The following is a 15,853-nucleotide window of genomic DNA, read 5'->3' as shown; positions in this document are numbered from 1 at the left end:
GTCAGGAGGCGAGGACTACTTCACCGTATGAAATGCTGGCACCGTAGGAGCATCGCATGCATATCGTTGTAACTCTCAAGCAAGTCTTTGACCCAAACACTCCGCCTGTTTTGCTGCAGGTTGCTCCGGACGAAAAATCCATTGAGATGCGTTCAGGTATGAGTCCTGTTCTCAATGGATACGACGCCAACGCTGTCGAAGAAGCCCTGAAAATCAAAGACGCTGTCGGCGGCACCGTGACTGTAATGACAGTCGGAGATGACCAGGCCATCGCCCAGTTGCGTCGGGCGATCGCGATGGGCGCGGACGGTGGGGTTCATATCAAGGGCGCCGTTGGTCTTGAATGCGACAGTTTTGTCATCGCCGACCAGTTGGCAAAGGCGATCCAGAAGCTGGGTAATGTTGATCTGGTACTTTCGGGTAAGGCTTCGTCGGATACCGACGCAGGTCAAACGCACCTCATCCTTGCTGAGAAGCTGTGTTTTGCCTCCGTTTCTCCTGTCAAAGCGATTACCCAGGTCGAGGCTAAGGCCTTGACTGTCGAGCGGATGGGTGATGACGTCACTCAGCGCCTGAAGGCGCGTCTGCCTCTTCTGGTGGGTATTTCCAACGAAGCGAACAAGCCTCGAACCGCTGGCCTCAAGGGCGTGATGATGGCCAAAAAGGTCGCCATTCCTACCTGGACTGAAGCTGACCTTGGCGGTAGCTCGAACGCTCCAGCCAGCGAACTGAAACGGCTGTTTATCAAGCCTGCCGTCAAAGTGGACACCGTAATGATTTCCGAGGGCTCCGACGAAGCTAATGGTCGTGCCTTGGCAGACCGTCTGGTTCAAGAGGGGGTAATGTAATGTCGAGCATTGTCGTTTTTGGCGAACTTCAGAATGGCGTGTTGGCCCAGGTTTCGGCTGAAGCTATCACTGCTGCCCTGGCTGTACGTGACGCTGGTTCGCAGGTCATAGCCGCCCTGATCGGAAGCGGAATTCCTGACAGCGCCTTCTCGGTCGCGGGCGTCGACCACCTGCTTGTTGTCGACGATGATCAGGTCGCCGACTACACCTGCGAGGCCTTCGTCAGTGCCGCAGCAGAGATTGCCAAACAGGCCGGCGCCGAGCTGATCATCGTGCCTCACACCTCCAATGCCCTGGAGTGGGCGCCTCGTTTGGCAGCACGCTTGAACGCTGCCCTGGCGACCAACTGCAATGCGCTGGAAAAAACCGAAGGCGGTGTGCTGGCGACCAAGCCTGTATGCGGCGGTGCTGTTCAGGCGCAATATGCACTGACCAGTGAACTGAAGGTTGTGACGGTATCCGCAGGTGCTTTTGCCCCGGCAGCCAGCGGTGCTGCAGTGCCGGCTGAGAAGGTATCGCTGGGTGTGATCGACAATCCCGTCTCCTTGATTGAAACAATCGTCGAAGAAGCGGGCGATGGCCCGTCGTTGCGTACCGCAAAAGTGGTGGTGTCGGGCGGCATCGGTATTGGCAGCGCTGGCGACTGGGGCATCATTGAAGAATCCGCCAAAGGTCTCAATGCTGCTGTTGGTGCGACCCGTGCTGCAGTAGAAATGGGCTGGGCACCGACGACGAAGCAAGTCGGCTTCAGCGGCCTGAAAGTGGCTGCAGATCTCTACATTGCTGCAGGTATCTCCGGTGCCATCCACCACCTGGCAGGCATCAGCCGCGTCAAGAACGTTGTGGCTATCAACAGCGATGCTGAGGCCAACATTTTCAGCGTTGCCAAGTACGGTGTAGTGGGGGACGCCAAAGCCGTCCTGCCAGCTTTCGTCGCACGTGTACAAGAGCTGCGTAGCAAGTAGGTGTTGCCATGACTATTACAAGAGAACAAGTTGTCGTCATCGGTGCAGGTGTTGCGGGCTGTACCGCAGCACTTGAGGCTGCTCGTCGGGGACTGACCGTGACCCTGATTGATGAGCACCCGCAGAATACCGCTGCGATGAGCCTGGATGCGCCGTATTTCTACGGCGCTCGACTCGCGCCGGTGTTGTCGGATGAGGGCACCATCGCTGACCGAGTCTTGGGTTCCAACGACCTCCTCATGGAGTGCCTTGAAGCGGGTGTTGAGGTACTGACCAACACCTGCGTCTGGGGCCTCTTTGTTTCGGGGGCTAACAACGAGCATCTGGAATGCAATCAGGTCGGTCTGGCCGATGCTGAAAAATCCTGGATGCTTGGCTTCGACTATCTGATCGTTGCGGCAGGCGCTCGTGATCTGGTGTTGTCCTTCGAGGGATGGCACCTGCCCGGAGTGCTCGCGGCGAAAGGCGCAACGACGTTGATGGGCAAGTACCAGGCACTGGGTGGCAACCAAGTACTGCTGCTGGGCTCGGGCAACGTGGCCCTTCAACTGGCCAAGCAAGCCACCGAACTGGGTATCAAGGTCGTCGGCATCGTAGAAGCGGCTGATGAGTTGCAAGGCGATTCCGAGCTCGCTTCCTCGCTCAAAGATCAGGGAGTGCCTGTTTTCACGGGTTATTGCATCAAGAACACCACGGGCGTCAACGAAGTCAGTGGGGCCGTATTGGTGCCGGTTAATGACCAGTCGTTGCCGACGATCGACATTACCTGTGACACCGTCTGCATGGCCTACGGCGTGGTACCCAACGTGGAGTTGGTTGCTTCTGCAGGCGCTGCGCTTGACTACGATGCCGCTCAAGGTGGCTGGGCTCCTCGGCTCACCTCGGAATTCGAAAGCACTATCTCGAACGTGTTCGTGGCAGGTGATGGTGGCGGTGTGACTGAAGCCTCGCTCATCAACCCGGACGTGTCGATCTATCAAGGTCAGCGTATCGCTGCTGCGATTGCTGCGAGGGAAGGGCAGGCTGTGGAGGACGAGATCGAGGCACCCCAGGTGCAGTCGGATTCTTGTTCTGTTTATCCGCCACAGTACTGGCTGGATGCTCTGCTCAAGGCTGGCGGCATGGGTGTCATGGCTTGCCAGTGTGAAGATGTTTCACGCCAAGAGCTCATCGAGGTTCGTGCGCCCAAGTACCTCGCCTCCACCCACAGCAGTCCCTGCGATGCGGCCAAAACCTTCGTTGCAGAAGGGCAAGCGAGTCAGGACATGCTCAAGCGCATGACCCGCGTCGGCATGGGGCACTGCCAAGGCCGCCGTTGCCGCGAGCATTCGGCAATGCTGCTTGCAGGCATTGCGGGAGTTGAATTGAGCAAGGTCGCCCCAGGCAGCTATCGAGTGCCTGTACGTCCTCTGCCGTTGAACATCATCCGTGCGCACGATGAACCCAAAGAGATGCGTGACAACTGGCCGACGTGGTTGCACCCGGTCGAAGACACCATTGGTGGCGTTCACTGAGTAGCCTGCAGGTAAGAGGTTTGTATGCAAAATGCAGATGTTGTGATTATCGGCGCAGGGATTACAGGTTTGTCTTCCGCCTACTGGCTTGCGAAAGCCGGGGCGAAAGTAATTGTGCTCGATAAAGGTCGTACGGCAGCAGAGGCCTCCTCGCGTGCCACTGGCTTTTTGAGCCTTCGTGGTGAACAGCCGATGGAATCGGCTCTAGCTGCTGAAGCCGAAAAGCTTTGGGATACCCTGGATGAGGAATTGGGATATCCCACCGAATGGAAGCAGGAAGGCCGCCTGTGGGTCGCCACCAATGCTCAGGAATGGGCGGACATGCAACTGACCTATGAGCATTTCTGCACCACGGCGATCCCATTCGAATTGATCGATGGTGAGCAGTGCAGAAAGATCGCCCCCTCACTGATGCCTGGCATCGTAGGCGGCATCCACACTCACCGGTCAGGGCACGGTAACCCTCAGCGCACCTCCCAGGCATTTGCATGGGCATTCCAGGATCGAGGTGGCGTCATCCTCGAAAACAGCCCTGTGGTGGATATTCTGGTCGAGGGTGGCCGAGTCAAGGGTGTCCGTACACCTGATTCGACTTTCTACGCGCCGGTCGTGGTGAACTGCGCCGGCCCGCAATTGGCAAAAATAGGTGCGATGGTGGGCGTGGATATTCCCATCGCCACGGTGCGCCTGGAGTCCATGGTCACGGCGCCGCTGCCTCCGCTCTTCGATGTTGCGATGGCGGGGAACGGTCTGTCGCTGCGTCAAACCCGTCGGGGCAACATCCATTTCAATGGTGGGCCTCACGAATGGATTGACGTGAGCCTGACGGAAGAATCCGCCAAGCCGAACACGCCGATCGTGCGAAACATCGCAGGTCGCCTCGCGGAATTGATGCCTTCAATCGCTCACATCCCACTGCTCCGCAGTTGGGCAGGTATCGTCGATGTCACGCCAGATCAGGTCTGTATTGTTGACCGGCTCAGCGATCCTGAGGGGCTGATCATCGCCTGCACATCTGGACATGGTTTTGGAATGGCGGTGAGTGTGGGTGTCGCTGTGAAAGATCTAGCGCTGGAGGGGCAAACTTCGATGCCAATTAGCGCCCTGAAGCTGGATCGCTTCAAAGACCTCCCAGCTGATTGGAAGGCGCAGCGTAAATGGCAACCAGGTAGCTATAACACCTGAAGCTTTTAAGTTTATGTAACTAATCTCTGCAGTCAGTTTGTTGGTAAGTGCTCATCGGCGCCCATGTTTTCACTCAGTGATTATGTGGGTGCCTAGGGTGCGGCTTGCCTGAAACTGGACTTTTGAAAGTTAGATAGGAGTCGCAGGCATGAAGATTGTTGTTCCCGTAAAGCGCGTCGTGGATTACAACGTCAAGATCCGAGTAAAAGCCGATAATTCGGCGGTTGATCTCGATAACATCAAAATGTCGATGAACCCCTTCGACGAGATCTCGGTGGAAGAGGCTGTTCGTCTCAAAGAGTCCGGGCTCGACGCTGAGATCATCGTTGTTTCCATCGGGACAGCAAAGTGCGAAGAAACCCTGCGCACTGCACTGGCCATGGGCGCTGACCGCGCGATCCTGGTTCAGACCGACGAGAATGTCGAACCTCTCGCTGTGGCCAAGATCCTCAAGGGCGTTTGCGATGCCGAGCAGCCTGGTCTGATCTTCGTCGGCAAGCAAGCCATTGACGATGACAGCAATCAGACCGGCCAGATGCTCGCCGCGTTGCTGGACGCCTCCCAAGCCACTTTCGCTTCCAAGGTATCGGTTGAAGGCGAGAGCGCGCTGATTACCCGCGAAGTGGACGGGGGGACCCAGACTGTTCGCGTCACGCTGCCGGCGGTCATCACCACCGATCTGCGATTGAACGAGCCGCGCTATGCATCCTTGCCGAACATCATGAAGGCCAAGAAAAAGCCGCTCGATAAGAAGGCACCGGGTGATTACGGCGTCGACACCGCGCCACGATTGAAGGTCTTGAAGGTTGAAGAGCCGCCAGTTCGCAAGGCAGGCGTTCGCGTTTCTTCGGTTGCAGAGCTGGTCGAGAAGCTCAAAGCCGTCTCGGTCATCGGTTGAGGTAGGAGAAGATTATGACTGTTTTGATTCTGGCTGATCACACTTCTGGCGTACTGGCGGATGACGTTGCCAAGGCTGTGGGTGCTGCAACCAAATTCCAGAAAGACGTTCACGTTCTCATTGCGGGCCATGCTGTTGAGTCCGTTGCAGCCCAGGCTGCCAAGCTGGAAGGCGTGAGCAAGGTTTTGCTGGCCGACGATCCTTCTCTGGAGCATGCACTCGCCGAGTCAGTGGCCAGTGTTGTCGTCGGGCTTGCGCCTCAGTACGACGTGATCCTGGCGGCAGCCTCCACAGCCGGCAAATCCGTTCTCCCGCGCATTGCTGCGAAGCTCGATGTCATGCAGATCTCGGAAGTAATCGAGGTGATTTCGGCTGACACCTTTGCACGTCCAATTTATGCCGGCAACGCCATCCAAGTCGTACAGTCCTCCGATGCCAAGAAGGTTCTGACCATCCGCTCCACTGCGTTCGACGCAGTGGGCGCATCGGGTAACGCAACCGTCGAAGCTGTAGCGGTCTCGGCTACCAAGAACCCCACGACCTTCGTGAGTAACGCACTGGCTACGAGTGAGCGTCCAGGCCTGGCTTCGGCTCGAATCGTGGTTGCGGGTGGTCGTGCCCTGGGCTCAGCAGAGAAGTTCAGCTCTACCCTGAGCCCGCTCGCTGACAAACTGGGCGCCGCCATTGGTGCATCTCGCGCGGCAGTGGATTCTGGGTACGCCCCGAACGACTGGCAGATCGGCCAGACCGGCAAGATCGTCGCCCCTGAGCTCTATTTCGCTTTTGGTATTTCCGGCGCCATCCAGCACCTTGCAGGTATGACAGGCTCGAAAATTATCGTGGCGATCAATAAAGACGAAGAAGCCCCTATCTTCCAAGTTGCCGACTTTGGCTTGGTCGGTGACATCTTCGAACTTGTTCCCGAACTTACTAACGCGCTGTAATTTTTATTCTGGAGAGCGTCATGGGCGTAAAAATTAACTTCATCAACCCATTCGGTACTGATGCCTACAACGGCTTGATCATGGAGACCATGAGTCCGTACTTGACGGGGGGGGCCGAGCTTGTCGTCACCAACACCAAGAACTGCCCAGAAAACATTGATTATTACTACAGCAAGCATTTGATCGAAGAGGCCATTTTCGAGAGCTGTATCGAAGCTGAGAAAGCAGGGTTCGACGCGGTTATTGTTGGTTGCTGCTACGATCCAGGCGTTCGCGTTGCGCGTGAACTAGTGGATATCCCTGTAATCGGCCCTCTTGAAGCGACCATGCAGATGGCACCGTACTACGGCCACGAATATGTACTGGTCACTGATCACCATAAAGCAGTGCCGTACCTGCGGGATATGGTTCGCCTCTATGGTGAAGATGCTCACTGCCGCAAGGTCGATTGCATCGATTGGTGGGTGACCGACATGATCCAGGACACCGCTGGCGTCGCACGCGATGCAGTGGCTGCTGCTGACAAGATTCGCCGTGAAGCTGAGGCAGACGTCTGTATTCTTGGTTGCACCATCATTTCTGCTTCTCATGAGAAAGCGATCATGGAAGGCACGCCTCGTGACGTGGCCATCCTGAACCCAAACACAATGGCGCTGAAAATGGCTCAGTCATTGGCAGAATTGAAGCAGCAAGGTGCTTATGCCATTAGCCGCCGTGCCTACTACCAGAACCTCAAGGATCGTAACGCTGACGAGTTCGAAGGAGTTCGCAAGCAGTTCGCTAATCGCGGAAAGTAAAAGTCGATGATGAAGAACGCCCAGCAGTGATGCTGGGTTTTTTCGTTGGCCGGTAATCACCTTGAGCCACGAGTGCTCTGCGCGACCTCGTATTGCGCTGACCTTCCTCCTCAATCCTGCTCTGGGTGTCATTCATCCAAAATTTGTACCCACCCCCCCCAAAAATGGGTATCAGCTGACTGTCGAATGATTAATGTTGACTTCATGTTGATGGCTTATCTTTAAATCCGCAATGTTTGGCTTCAACGCTCCCGGCATGAATCCGTGTTCGCTACTGCATGCTAGGTGCGCTAACGAAGTTAAGCGTGTTGGCGAGCCCGGTGGTTTAATTTTGAAAAATTAGATAATTTGTGTTTAAAAATCGGAACCTGATTTTTGTTTCTATTAGGCCGAAACTATTTGGCCAGTTCTGGCTTTTTGATACCGGCTTCTAGCGCTGGTTTTTAGCGCCTTTGTACGCGGCCTGATGGTGTGAAGATTTCGCGCGTCCCCATGCAAATCTTAGAAAAGTGTGGCATAAGGTAGGGGTGAATAATAATGGGTGACGTGGATGAAAAAGCTCTCCCAAAGCACACTTAGCTGTTTGGCTGGATGCTTGATGCTCGGCGTGGTTTTCTCGCTTGGAGGGACACAACTTTTATGGCTGATCAGCGCGAACAATAGGGTGGAATCCTATGCTTATGTAATTCTTAAGCACTCTGAGGCGATTGCCGAAGACCTTACGAATGCTCTTGATGAGTTAAATGGTTTGCCTGGAGGGGATTGTGGCTTGGATGATCTGTCGCCCCTAAAAAGGGTTTCTTATAAGTATCGTTTCGTGAAAGATGCTGGGCGGATAAATAAAAACATCATTGATTGTTCTGCTATGTGGGGTTTGATTCCTGCGTTCAAACTGGTAGGGGATGGCAGGCTGACGAAGAATAAAGTTACGCTTTGGGGCGGTGTTTCAAGTTATTTTTCAGGGGCCATAAAAATTGATATATCAGCAAAGGGAGGCTATTTCGTTGTTACATCGCCCACTGCCTTTGCGCCATTTGAATCGCCACCAGTTGAGTTGAGTGCGTCAGTTGTATCTCGTGATGGTAAAACCATCATGCGCGCATTCGGGGAGCCCCATCAAGGGAACATGTTGACGCGCAGTTCCACGAAAATATGTTCTGAGCAATACGATATTTGTGTTAAATCGTACATTCAAGCTAATATTTTTCTAGCTAATGAGCCCGGCTTGCTCTTGTGTATCACATTGGGTGGGTGCTTTTTGGGGGGGTTGATTTTCTACTCTGCAAGCCAATACCGGAAAGTTAAGGGGTCACTCCGTTGTCGCTTGAAGTATGCCATTAAGAACGGATTGATTTTTACTGCTTATCAACCAATCGTTTGCGGAGTGACGGGTGAGGTTTCAGGGTTTGAGGTCTTGTCGCGATGGACTGATAGAAAATTTGGCTCAGTTTCCCCAGCTGTTTTTATTCCAGAGGCTGAGCATCTTGGAATGCAGGGCGAATTAAATGATCTTATTATTAATAAGGCGTTGGGTGAGTTTTCAAAAATACTGTCTTACAATCCTGGTTGGTATTTGAGTTTTAATATTGAGACTAAAGATTTGTTGGGTGGCGCTCTAGTGTGGAATATATCTGAAGTGGCAGGTAGGTACGGTGTATTAGCCAGTCAGATTGCAATAGAAATTCTTGAGGGTGCAACTGCCGAGATTAGTAAGATTGAAGGAAGAATTAAAAATATCCGGGCCTTGGGGTATAAGGTGTTTGTTGATGATTTTGGGTCGGGCTATTCAAGCTTATCTTATTTGGCGGGGCTAAATGTTGATGCCATAAAGATTGACAAGTCTTTCACGCAAGCTGCGGGGACAAGCTCTCCGGCAGCAACTGTTTTGCAGAAAGTATATGAAATCGCCGAGGCGTTGGGTACACAAATCGTCTTCGAAGGTGTTGAAACTGAAACGCAGAAATCTGCAATTCTTGATTTTTGTCCTGAGGCACTTTTCCAAGGCTGGCTATTTAGTGAGGCCTTGTCGATTAATGAGTTGAGTGAAAAATTTAATTTGGAAGGCAATGACGAAGCTCTGTTTTTTGCAAGGGATTGATGTTCTGGCTGGGTTCGAACAAAATACTGCCCATGATTAGGTGCTTTTTGGGTTTGCAGCGTGCGGTAGTAGGCGTGTTGTAATGGATGCGTATAAGTGCGTTGTGGTCGATGTGGTGCTCTGAAAGGTGGCTGCTGATAGCGATTTTGCGCATGCACCTACGCAGATCCATGAGTATTGCAGATTATCAGTTGGGTTATAGATCAGTTTGGACAGCCTCCGCCCTTATAGACATCTTCAGCCTAAGATTGGCCGGGTGAGGGAGCCCGGCCAGCCTCATTTCCCTTACTCGATTGCGCGTGGTTCCCCCACGTTGCTGTCCTCAGCACTCAGGCCATAGGCTTGCAGTGCCTTATCGATAGCCTTCGTCTCGCGCAGCTTTGCGATGTCTTGATTAATAGCCTTGGTAAAGTCGTCGTTGCCTTTGGCCATCGCGAATGCGATCTGAGCTGCCTCGATCGAGGCGCGTACGCGCTGATCGGGCTCAGCCCGAACAACCTTAAAGCCTTTGAAACCGCCCTGCTGCTGGGCGTACAGGCCACCTGAAAGGCTGTCTAGGCCAGCTTCAATACGACCAGCTTCCAAATCTTGAGCTAGCGCTACAGGGCTTGGATACAGCTTGATCTTGGAGCCGAACAGCTTCTGTAGGTCGCTCACCCAGTTGTAGCCTTGAACGGTACCTACGACTTTCCCAGATTCAACCAGTGCATTCAGCGATGGCGTACCCTCCTTGCTGTAGATAGCCAGGCTGTCCAGATACACAGGGTTTGTCATTTCCATCGATTTGAGACGCGTAGCAGTGCGGAACCAGTTACCGACGGCAATATCTGCCTGGCCTGAAATCACATACTGCATAACTGCACGCGTATCGACAACGATCGGCGTGATGGTCAGGCATTCCATTTCCGCGATCCTTGTGATCAGGTCTCCGTCCACACCTTTGAGGCCTCCGTTCTCTGGAATGAGGAAAGGTGGAATCATCATCGTCGCCACAGTGAGTTTTCCTGGGGTGACGGTTTTGAACTCATGAGCCGGGGTACATGCTGTGGCTGCCTGGGCCGAGACACTGATAATTGCAGCAATAGCGAGTGTGAGTTGACGGAACATGAGGTGGGTCTCCTAGGTTGCGAAACAGTGTGGGCAATGAGTAATCCTGGCGCTCAAGCGACAGGTAATGGAGTGTTCAAAGTCAGCTGGTGGATTTCCCATCGGTTGATCGTCGCTGCGACGTCTTTATCGTGCATGCCTGTCGAGCAGGCTTGTTCAAGTGTCTGGCGAAGGGCTGTGCTGAGCGGGGAGTCCTTGACGGGAGAGCGCGCGTTCCGCTGATAGCTGGATACAGCGTCCAGGAAAACCTTCAGCGTTGCCTGGTTCGTGCTGAACTCGTTGATGCTGACCTTCTGCATCGTCTGAAGGATGCTGCTACGAAGGAGCTCCATGGTTGGCCCTACGGAGTCCAGCACCACCTCGTCGGAGATCTCGTACGCCCGGCACAGCGCAACCCCCTCAATGAAGCTCAGGATGGCTGTCATGTAGAGGGTTCCTGGAAAAGCAGCTTCCAGGGCATTTGCTGCCCCGAAGCTTTCGCTCACGTACCTAGATGCACCACCCAGGACTTTAAGCACCGGGCACCAGCGCTCCCATGCTGAACGCGATCCCGAGTAGGACAGGCAGGTGCCAGGCTCACCGATTCCTTTCGGCAGTGCCCAGATTGAGCCATCAAGGTAGTCAGCCTTCACCCCTCGAATCCATCGACCGAACTCGTCCGCTTGTTCGCAGGTACCGCTTGAAAGGTTCACCACGACCTTGCCGCGCAGCAGGGATTGGTGGGGGTAGAGCACCGAACTGCATGTGTCGTAGTTGCTCAGAACGACAACGACACACGAGGAGGAATGGATCGCCGCTTCCAGAGAGTGTTCGGGAGTGATCCCGAACACTGCGAGCTGATCGGCAGCATCCGGGCTGCGGTTCCAGGCGACCACGTTGACCCCAGAAGTACTCAGTGCCTTGGCGATAGCTGATCCCATCAGGCCACAGCCAACCACGACCACTTGGGAGCGCTTCTTTGACATGGTCACGCTCCTGTTATCGTACGTTCAGAGGCTTCAGCGAATCGAAGTCAGTCAACTCCTTTAATGTGTCCTCACGCATCTGCCGGCCAATACGTTGAAACACGTCTGGCTTCGATTTCTTCAGCCAGCAGGCGTAGGCGAAGCCGAAGACGAACGTACTAACCACGGCGTACATCATGGTGTTAGCTAATGCTTGGGAGTCATCAATCAGCGTCGCGAAGTTCTGAGCCGCGAGGAGAACCATCCCCCCCAGGATCAGCACTGAGAGCGTCGGAGCGATCAAGCCCTGCCATGCATTCACCGGATGATGTTTGTTACGGCGGAAGTAGACGATGGCTGACAGGCTGGTGATTGCCATGGCGATCAGAATCGAGAACGACGCGAGGCCACAGAACCACGAGTAGATTTTCGTCGCGCTCAGGCCGGCGAAGATCATGGCCGCCGTCAGGCCCAGGTAAATCAAGCTGCAGGTCAGCGAGGCACGAGCAGGGGAGCGGTGTTTCGGATGTGCCTTGCCCAGTGCACGAGGAAATACACCGTCGATTGCCAGCGAGTAGACATACCGGGTCGTCGCGTTCTGAATCGACAGGTGGGACGCGAAGATGCTTGTCAGCAAAAGCAGGGTTACGACTTTGTAGAAGAAATCACCCACGAAGACTCTGGCGACGTCAAAGAAGGCGGTCGCAGTGTTTGCCGTGGAGCGCGCGACGGCTTGCGAGTTTCCAAGGCCGGTGATAAGCGCCCAGGACGTCAGCGCATAGAATACGCCGATGAAGATCACTACCAGGTAAGTGGCGCGCGGGATGGTCTTGTCCGGATTCTTAGTTTCTTCCCTGTAAATCGCTGTCGCTTCAAAGCCGCAGAAAAGGGCACCGCCAAATATGAGAGCTAGTCCGACGTTCCCACTATTGAAAGCCGCCCAGGTGAAGGATTCAAAGGAAATACCTTCAGCCCCCCCTTGCACCATCACCGCACCATCAAAGATCAGAGCGAGCAATACTTCAACGATCAGTACAACACCCAGTACTTTGGCGGAAACCGCGATGTGGAAATATGCCAGGGTGCCTACGGTCGCCCAGAAGATCAGCGAGTAGTAGTACCACTCGATTTTAGGGCCTCCCCAGCCCACAACCAGATCCTGGAACGCAAGTCCCGCAAATCCGTAGAAGCCCACTCCGATGCAGAAGTAGGAACCGAGCACCATGAATGCAGAGCCCAGGCCTGCACTTCGGCCCAAGCCTGAAGTGATGTAGGCGTAGAAAGCGCCTGGATTCGGGACGTATCGCGAAAGGGCGCTATATCCCACCGCGAAAATCAAAAACGCGGCCATCACAGCCAGGAAAGCACTTGGCGCGCCTAGCCCATTCCCGAAGCCTACAACGAAGGTGATGTAACCGGCAGTCCCTGCCAGCGGGCCCGCGTAGGCCAGCGTAGTCAAGGCGATGTCCAAAGTGCCTAACTGGCCTGCTAATCCTGGTGAAGCGTGGCTTTTTTTGGGCAGAGATTGACTGCCCTTTTGTTCGCTCATTTTCGGACACTCCCGTGCTGCAGCTACCTAGTCGTTGTTATAGCCCCGATATGCCTCGTGCATAGCAGGGCCCCAATTGACAATCTCACCAGCACATAAAACTGTCAACTCGGTAGACAGTAAAACTGTCTCGCGGGTACGCAAAGCGTGCTAAAAGGTCGTTTTTAGGAATGTGATGGTCGTGAATGATGGGGGATGGACGCTGGTAGGGCCGGGCAGGGAGTGCCGAGTGTGCGCAGGCTGACACCTCGATTGCCAAGGTCGCCTTGACCCACAACCTCAATGCCAACCTCGTCCATAAATGGATTCGGGTGCATGGACAGAAAAACCTGGCACTGCAAACTGCCTTTATTCCGGTTAAGCCGTTGTCTTCGACAGCAGCCCCTCAAGTTCTTCCGGCCACGATTCGAATCGAAGTGCCTCATTCAAAAGGCGTGGTCGTGGTGAGCTGGCCAGCAGAAAATGCGAGACCTGCTGCGATGATCCGCATCGACACCATCTGGCTCGCCATCGAGCCCATGGACATGCGCGTCGGCACTGAAACCGCGCTGGCGCGAGTTGTCGCGGTGTTCGGTGCGGCGAAGCCGCACTGTGCTTATCTGTTCGCCAACCGCCGCGCCAATCGTATGAAAGCGTTGGTGCATGACCGCGTGGGGATTTGGCTTGCAGCCCGACGCTTGAATCAAGGGCGCTTCTTTTGGCCGGGCGTGCGGCACGGCTCTGAAGTCGAGTTGGATGCAGAGCAACTTGAAGCCTTGGTGCTCGGTTTACCTTGGCAACGCGTCGGTTCCGGAGGAGCCATCACGGTGCTCTAACTCATCGCCGTGGCGCGCTTGCCAGCGCAAATGGCCCATCCGTCTATCGCCGCCCCTAGCCCTCTCTGGCAAAATCGGCGGCATGACTTCGCATCCGAATCTCGATCAATTGAACCCTGAAGAACTGCGCGCGTTGGCGGCGGAGTTGATCCAGCGCGTCGAGACGATGGACAAGCAAATCACTCATCACAAGTCGGTCAACGAGAAGCTGGCCCACGAGATCGCGCTGCTCAAACGCTTCAAGTTTGCCAAGCGCAGCGAGCAGCTAAGTCCGGATCAAGCCAGCTTGCTCGACGACTTGATCGACCCCGATATTGCCGCCATCGAAGCTGAGCTTGAAGCACTGCAACCGATGTCTGTCGAAGCCAAAATGCGCCAGCAGCCCAAGCGCGCTTCGCTGCCACCGCAGTTCCCCCGCACGCTAATCTATCACGAACCGGAAAACAGCTACTGCCAATGCGGCTGCGCCCTCAAGCGCATCGGTGAAGATGCCAGCGAAAAGCTCGACTACACACCGGGCGTCTTCACTGTCGAGCGTCATATCCTTGGAAATGGGCCTGCGAGCAGTGCGAAACACTGATCCAGGCGCCGGTACCGGCCCACGTCATCGACAAAGGCATACCGACAGCGGGCCTGCTGGCCCGCGTCATGGTGGCCAAGTTTGCCGATCATCTGCCGCTGTGTCGGCAGGAGAAAATCTTCGGCCGCGCGGGGCTGCCTATTGCGCGCTCGACCTTGGCGCACTGGGTGGGCAACTGCGGCGTCCGATTACAGCCTCTGGTCGAGGCACTGCGCGAAGCTGTGCTGACGCACGGTGTCGTCCATGCCGACGAGACGCCAGTACAAATGCTGACGCCTGGGGCGAAGAAAACTCATCGCGCTTACGTCTGGGCCTATGCCACCAGCCAGTTCTCCGATATGGCGGCGGTCGTTTACGATTTCAGCCCGAGTCGCGCTGGCGAACACGCCCGAAACTTCCTCGGCCACTGGAACGGTAAGCTGGTCTGCGATGACTTTGCTGGATACAAGGCAGGCTTTGAACTGGGCGTCACGGAAATCGGCTGCATGGCCCATGCACGTCGAAAGTTCTTCGATTTGCACGCGACCAGCAAGAGCCAGATCGCCGAAAAAGCGCTGCACTACATCGCGGCCTTGTACGAAGTTGAACGAGAAGTCCGCGAGCTGGAACCGGGTGTTCGGCAACAAATACGGCAGGAAAAAGCTGGGCCAATCATCGACGCACTTCATTCTTGGATGATCGCCCAGAGACTCCTTGTGCCTGAGGGATCGGCCATTGCGAAGGCATTGGATTACAGCCTCAGGCGCTGGATCGCGCTAACGCGCTATCTCTATGACGGTGCTGTACCCATCGATAATAACTGGTGCGAGAATCAGATCCGACCGTGGGCTCTTGGACGCTCGAACTGGCTGTTCGCGGGCTCGTTACGCAGTGGTAAACGTGCCGCAGCGATTATGAGTTTGATCCAATCGGCACGGCTCAATGGGCATGATCCATATGCTTATCTGAAGGATGTTCTCACGCGGCTGCCGACACAGCGGGCGAGGGATATTGCAAACCTGCTACCGCACCAATGGGTGCCCCAGTAACCAGGCAAGGTGTATAAGCAAATCTAGGTAAGCTAGAATGCCGGATGTATAGACCTCAAGGACGCGCGATGAAATTGCAACACAGGCCAGTGAAGGCTGATGACATCAAAACTATCTGTAGCTTTCCCCTGAACGCTCGGGAACTGTTTTATATGTTCCCGAAAGCTCAATACCCTCTGACTGAAGCTCAGCTTTCTAACGCTATTGCTCAACGATTCGACTCGACGGTTGTTGAGACCGAGAACAGCGTCGTCGGCTTTGCTAACTTTTATCGGGCTGAAACGGGTGGGATGTGCTGTATCGGCAATGTCATCGTTGCCCAAGAGGCACGAGGAAAGGGGGTGGCGACCTTCATCGTGGAGACGATGACAGCTCTGGCGTTCGACCGCTATGACGCCACAGAGGTGCAGATCTCGTGCTTCAACGAAAATACAGCAGGCTTGCTGCTTTATCCAAAATTGGGCTTCTTACCATTTGCTGTCGAAGAGCGAATGTCCCTGGATAGTCGTAGATCAGCACTCATCCATATGGCCCGCAGGAGAGCGGCCCGACCATAACTCACATTGAAAGCACGCTGAATG

General features: G+C 54.8%; 13 protein-coding genes and 1 pseudogene. 11 read left to right on the top strand and 3 right to left on the bottom strand.

Annotated features, from left to right (window positions below; all coding sequences use genetic code 11):
- The first annotated feature begins 56 nt into the window (after nt 1-56).
- The 8 genes from ABRP30_RS18425 to ABRP30_RS18390 all read left to right on the top strand — a co-directional run bounded on the left by ABRP30_RS18425 (nt 57) and on the right by ABRP30_RS18390 (nt 9,249).
- A complete protein-coding gene (locus tag ABRP30_RS18425; protein ID WP_349975118.1) occupies nt 57-848 on the top strand; it encodes an electron transfer flavoprotein subunit beta/FixA family protein in 792 nt (263 codons plus the stop codon).
- Nucleotides 848-1,813, top strand: a complete 966-nt coding sequence (locus tag ABRP30_RS18420; protein WP_349975117.1) for an electron transfer flavoprotein subunit alpha/FixB family protein — start codon at nt 848-850, stop codon at nt 1,811-1,813. The genes ABRP30_RS18425 and ABRP30_RS18420 overlap by 1 nt, the downstream gene beginning before the upstream one ends.
- A gap of 8 nt (nt 1,814-1,821) precedes the next feature.
- Nucleotides 1,822-3,327 carry an FAD-dependent oxidoreductase gene (locus ABRP30_RS18415; RefSeq protein ID WP_349975116.1) on the top strand — a complete coding sequence of 502 codons (1,506 nt, stop codon included), beginning with the start codon at nt 1,822-1,824 and terminating at the stop codon, nt 3,325-3,327.
- Between the two features lie 24 nt (nt 3,328-3,351).
- Nucleotides 3,352-4,512, top strand: coding sequence for an FAD-dependent oxidoreductase (locus ABRP30_RS18410; RefSeq protein WP_349975115.1), 1,161 nt, complete (start codon nt 3,352-3,354; stop codon nt 4,510-4,512).
- 148 nt (nt 4,513-4,660) lie between these two features.
- On the top strand, nt 4,661-5,410 hold the full coding sequence (locus tag ABRP30_RS18405; protein WP_349975114.1) for an electron transfer flavoprotein subunit beta/FixA family protein: 750 nt from the start codon (nt 4,661-4,663) through the stop codon (nt 5,408-5,410).
- Between the two features lie 14 nt (nt 5,411-5,424).
- Entirely contained in the window at nt 5,425-6,354 is a 930-nt protein-coding gene (locus ABRP30_RS18400) for an electron transfer flavoprotein subunit alpha/FixB family protein (RefSeq protein WP_349975113.1), read from the top strand.
- A 20-nt stretch (nt 6,355-6,374) separates the two neighbouring features.
- Nucleotides 6,375-7,151: an aspartate/glutamate racemase family protein gene (locus ABRP30_RS18395; RefSeq protein WP_349975112.1), complete on the top strand. Its 777-nt coding sequence runs from the start codon at nt 6,375-6,377 to the stop codon at nt 7,149-7,151.
- Between the two features lie 550 nt (nt 7,152-7,701).
- On the top strand, nt 7,702-9,249 hold the full coding sequence (locus ABRP30_RS18390; RefSeq protein WP_349975111.1) for an EAL domain-containing protein: 1,548 nt from the start codon (nt 7,702-7,704) through the stop codon (nt 9,247-9,249).
- A 285-nt stretch (nt 9,250-9,534) separates the two neighbouring features.
- Here ABRP30_RS18390 and ABRP30_RS18385 read toward each other — a convergent pair whose 3' ends face one another.
- The 3 genes from ABRP30_RS18385 to ABRP30_RS18375 are packed head-to-tail and all read right to left on the bottom strand — an operon-like array spanning nt 9,535 to nt 12,849.
- A complete protein-coding gene (locus ABRP30_RS18385) occupies nt 9,535-10,356 on the bottom strand; it encodes a transporter substrate-binding domain-containing protein (protein WP_349975110.1) in 822 nt (273 codons plus the stop codon).
- Between the two features lie 53 nt (nt 10,357-10,409).
- Nucleotides 10,410-11,321, bottom strand: a complete 912-nt coding sequence (locus ABRP30_RS18380; RefSeq protein ID WP_349975109.1) for an NAD(P)-binding domain-containing protein — start codon at nt 11,319-11,321, stop codon at nt 10,410-10,412.
- 13 nt (nt 11,322-11,334) lie between these two features.
- Nucleotides 11,335-12,849, bottom strand: coding sequence for an APC family permease (locus ABRP30_RS18375; protein WP_349975108.1), 1,515 nt, complete (start codon nt 12,847-12,849; stop codon nt 11,335-11,337).
- A gap of 266 nt (nt 12,850-13,115) precedes the next feature.
- Between ABRP30_RS18375 and tnpB the strand changes: the two genes are divergently transcribed.
- The 3 genes and pseudogenes from tnpB (at nt 13,116) to ABRP30_RS18360 (ending at nt 15,829) form a co-directional block, all read left to right on the top strand.
- Complete coding sequence (tnpB, locus tag ABRP30_RS18370; protein WP_349975107.1) at nt 13,116-13,664, top strand: IS66 family insertion sequence element accessory protein TnpB; 549 nt, start codon at nt 13,116-13,118, stop codon at nt 13,662-13,664.
- An 82-nt stretch (nt 13,665-13,746) separates the two neighbouring features.
- A pseudogene (locus ABRP30_RS18365) lies at nt 13,747-15,272 on the top strand (IS66 family transposase).
- A gap of 68 nt (nt 15,273-15,340) precedes the next feature.
- A complete protein-coding gene (locus tag ABRP30_RS18360) occupies nt 15,341-15,829 on the top strand; it encodes a GNAT family protein (RefSeq protein WP_349975106.1) in 489 nt (162 codons plus the stop codon).
- Nucleotides 15,830-15,853: the final 24 nt, after the last annotated feature.

Origin of the sequence: Pseudomonas sp. WHRI 8519, assembly GCF_040224055.2 — a bacterium.
Taxonomy (GTDB): Bacteria; Pseudomonadota; Gammaproteobacteria; order Pseudomonadales; family Pseudomonadaceae; genus Aquipseudomonas; species Aquipseudomonas putida_X.
This window is presented reverse-complemented; position numbering and strand designations above follow the sequence as displayed.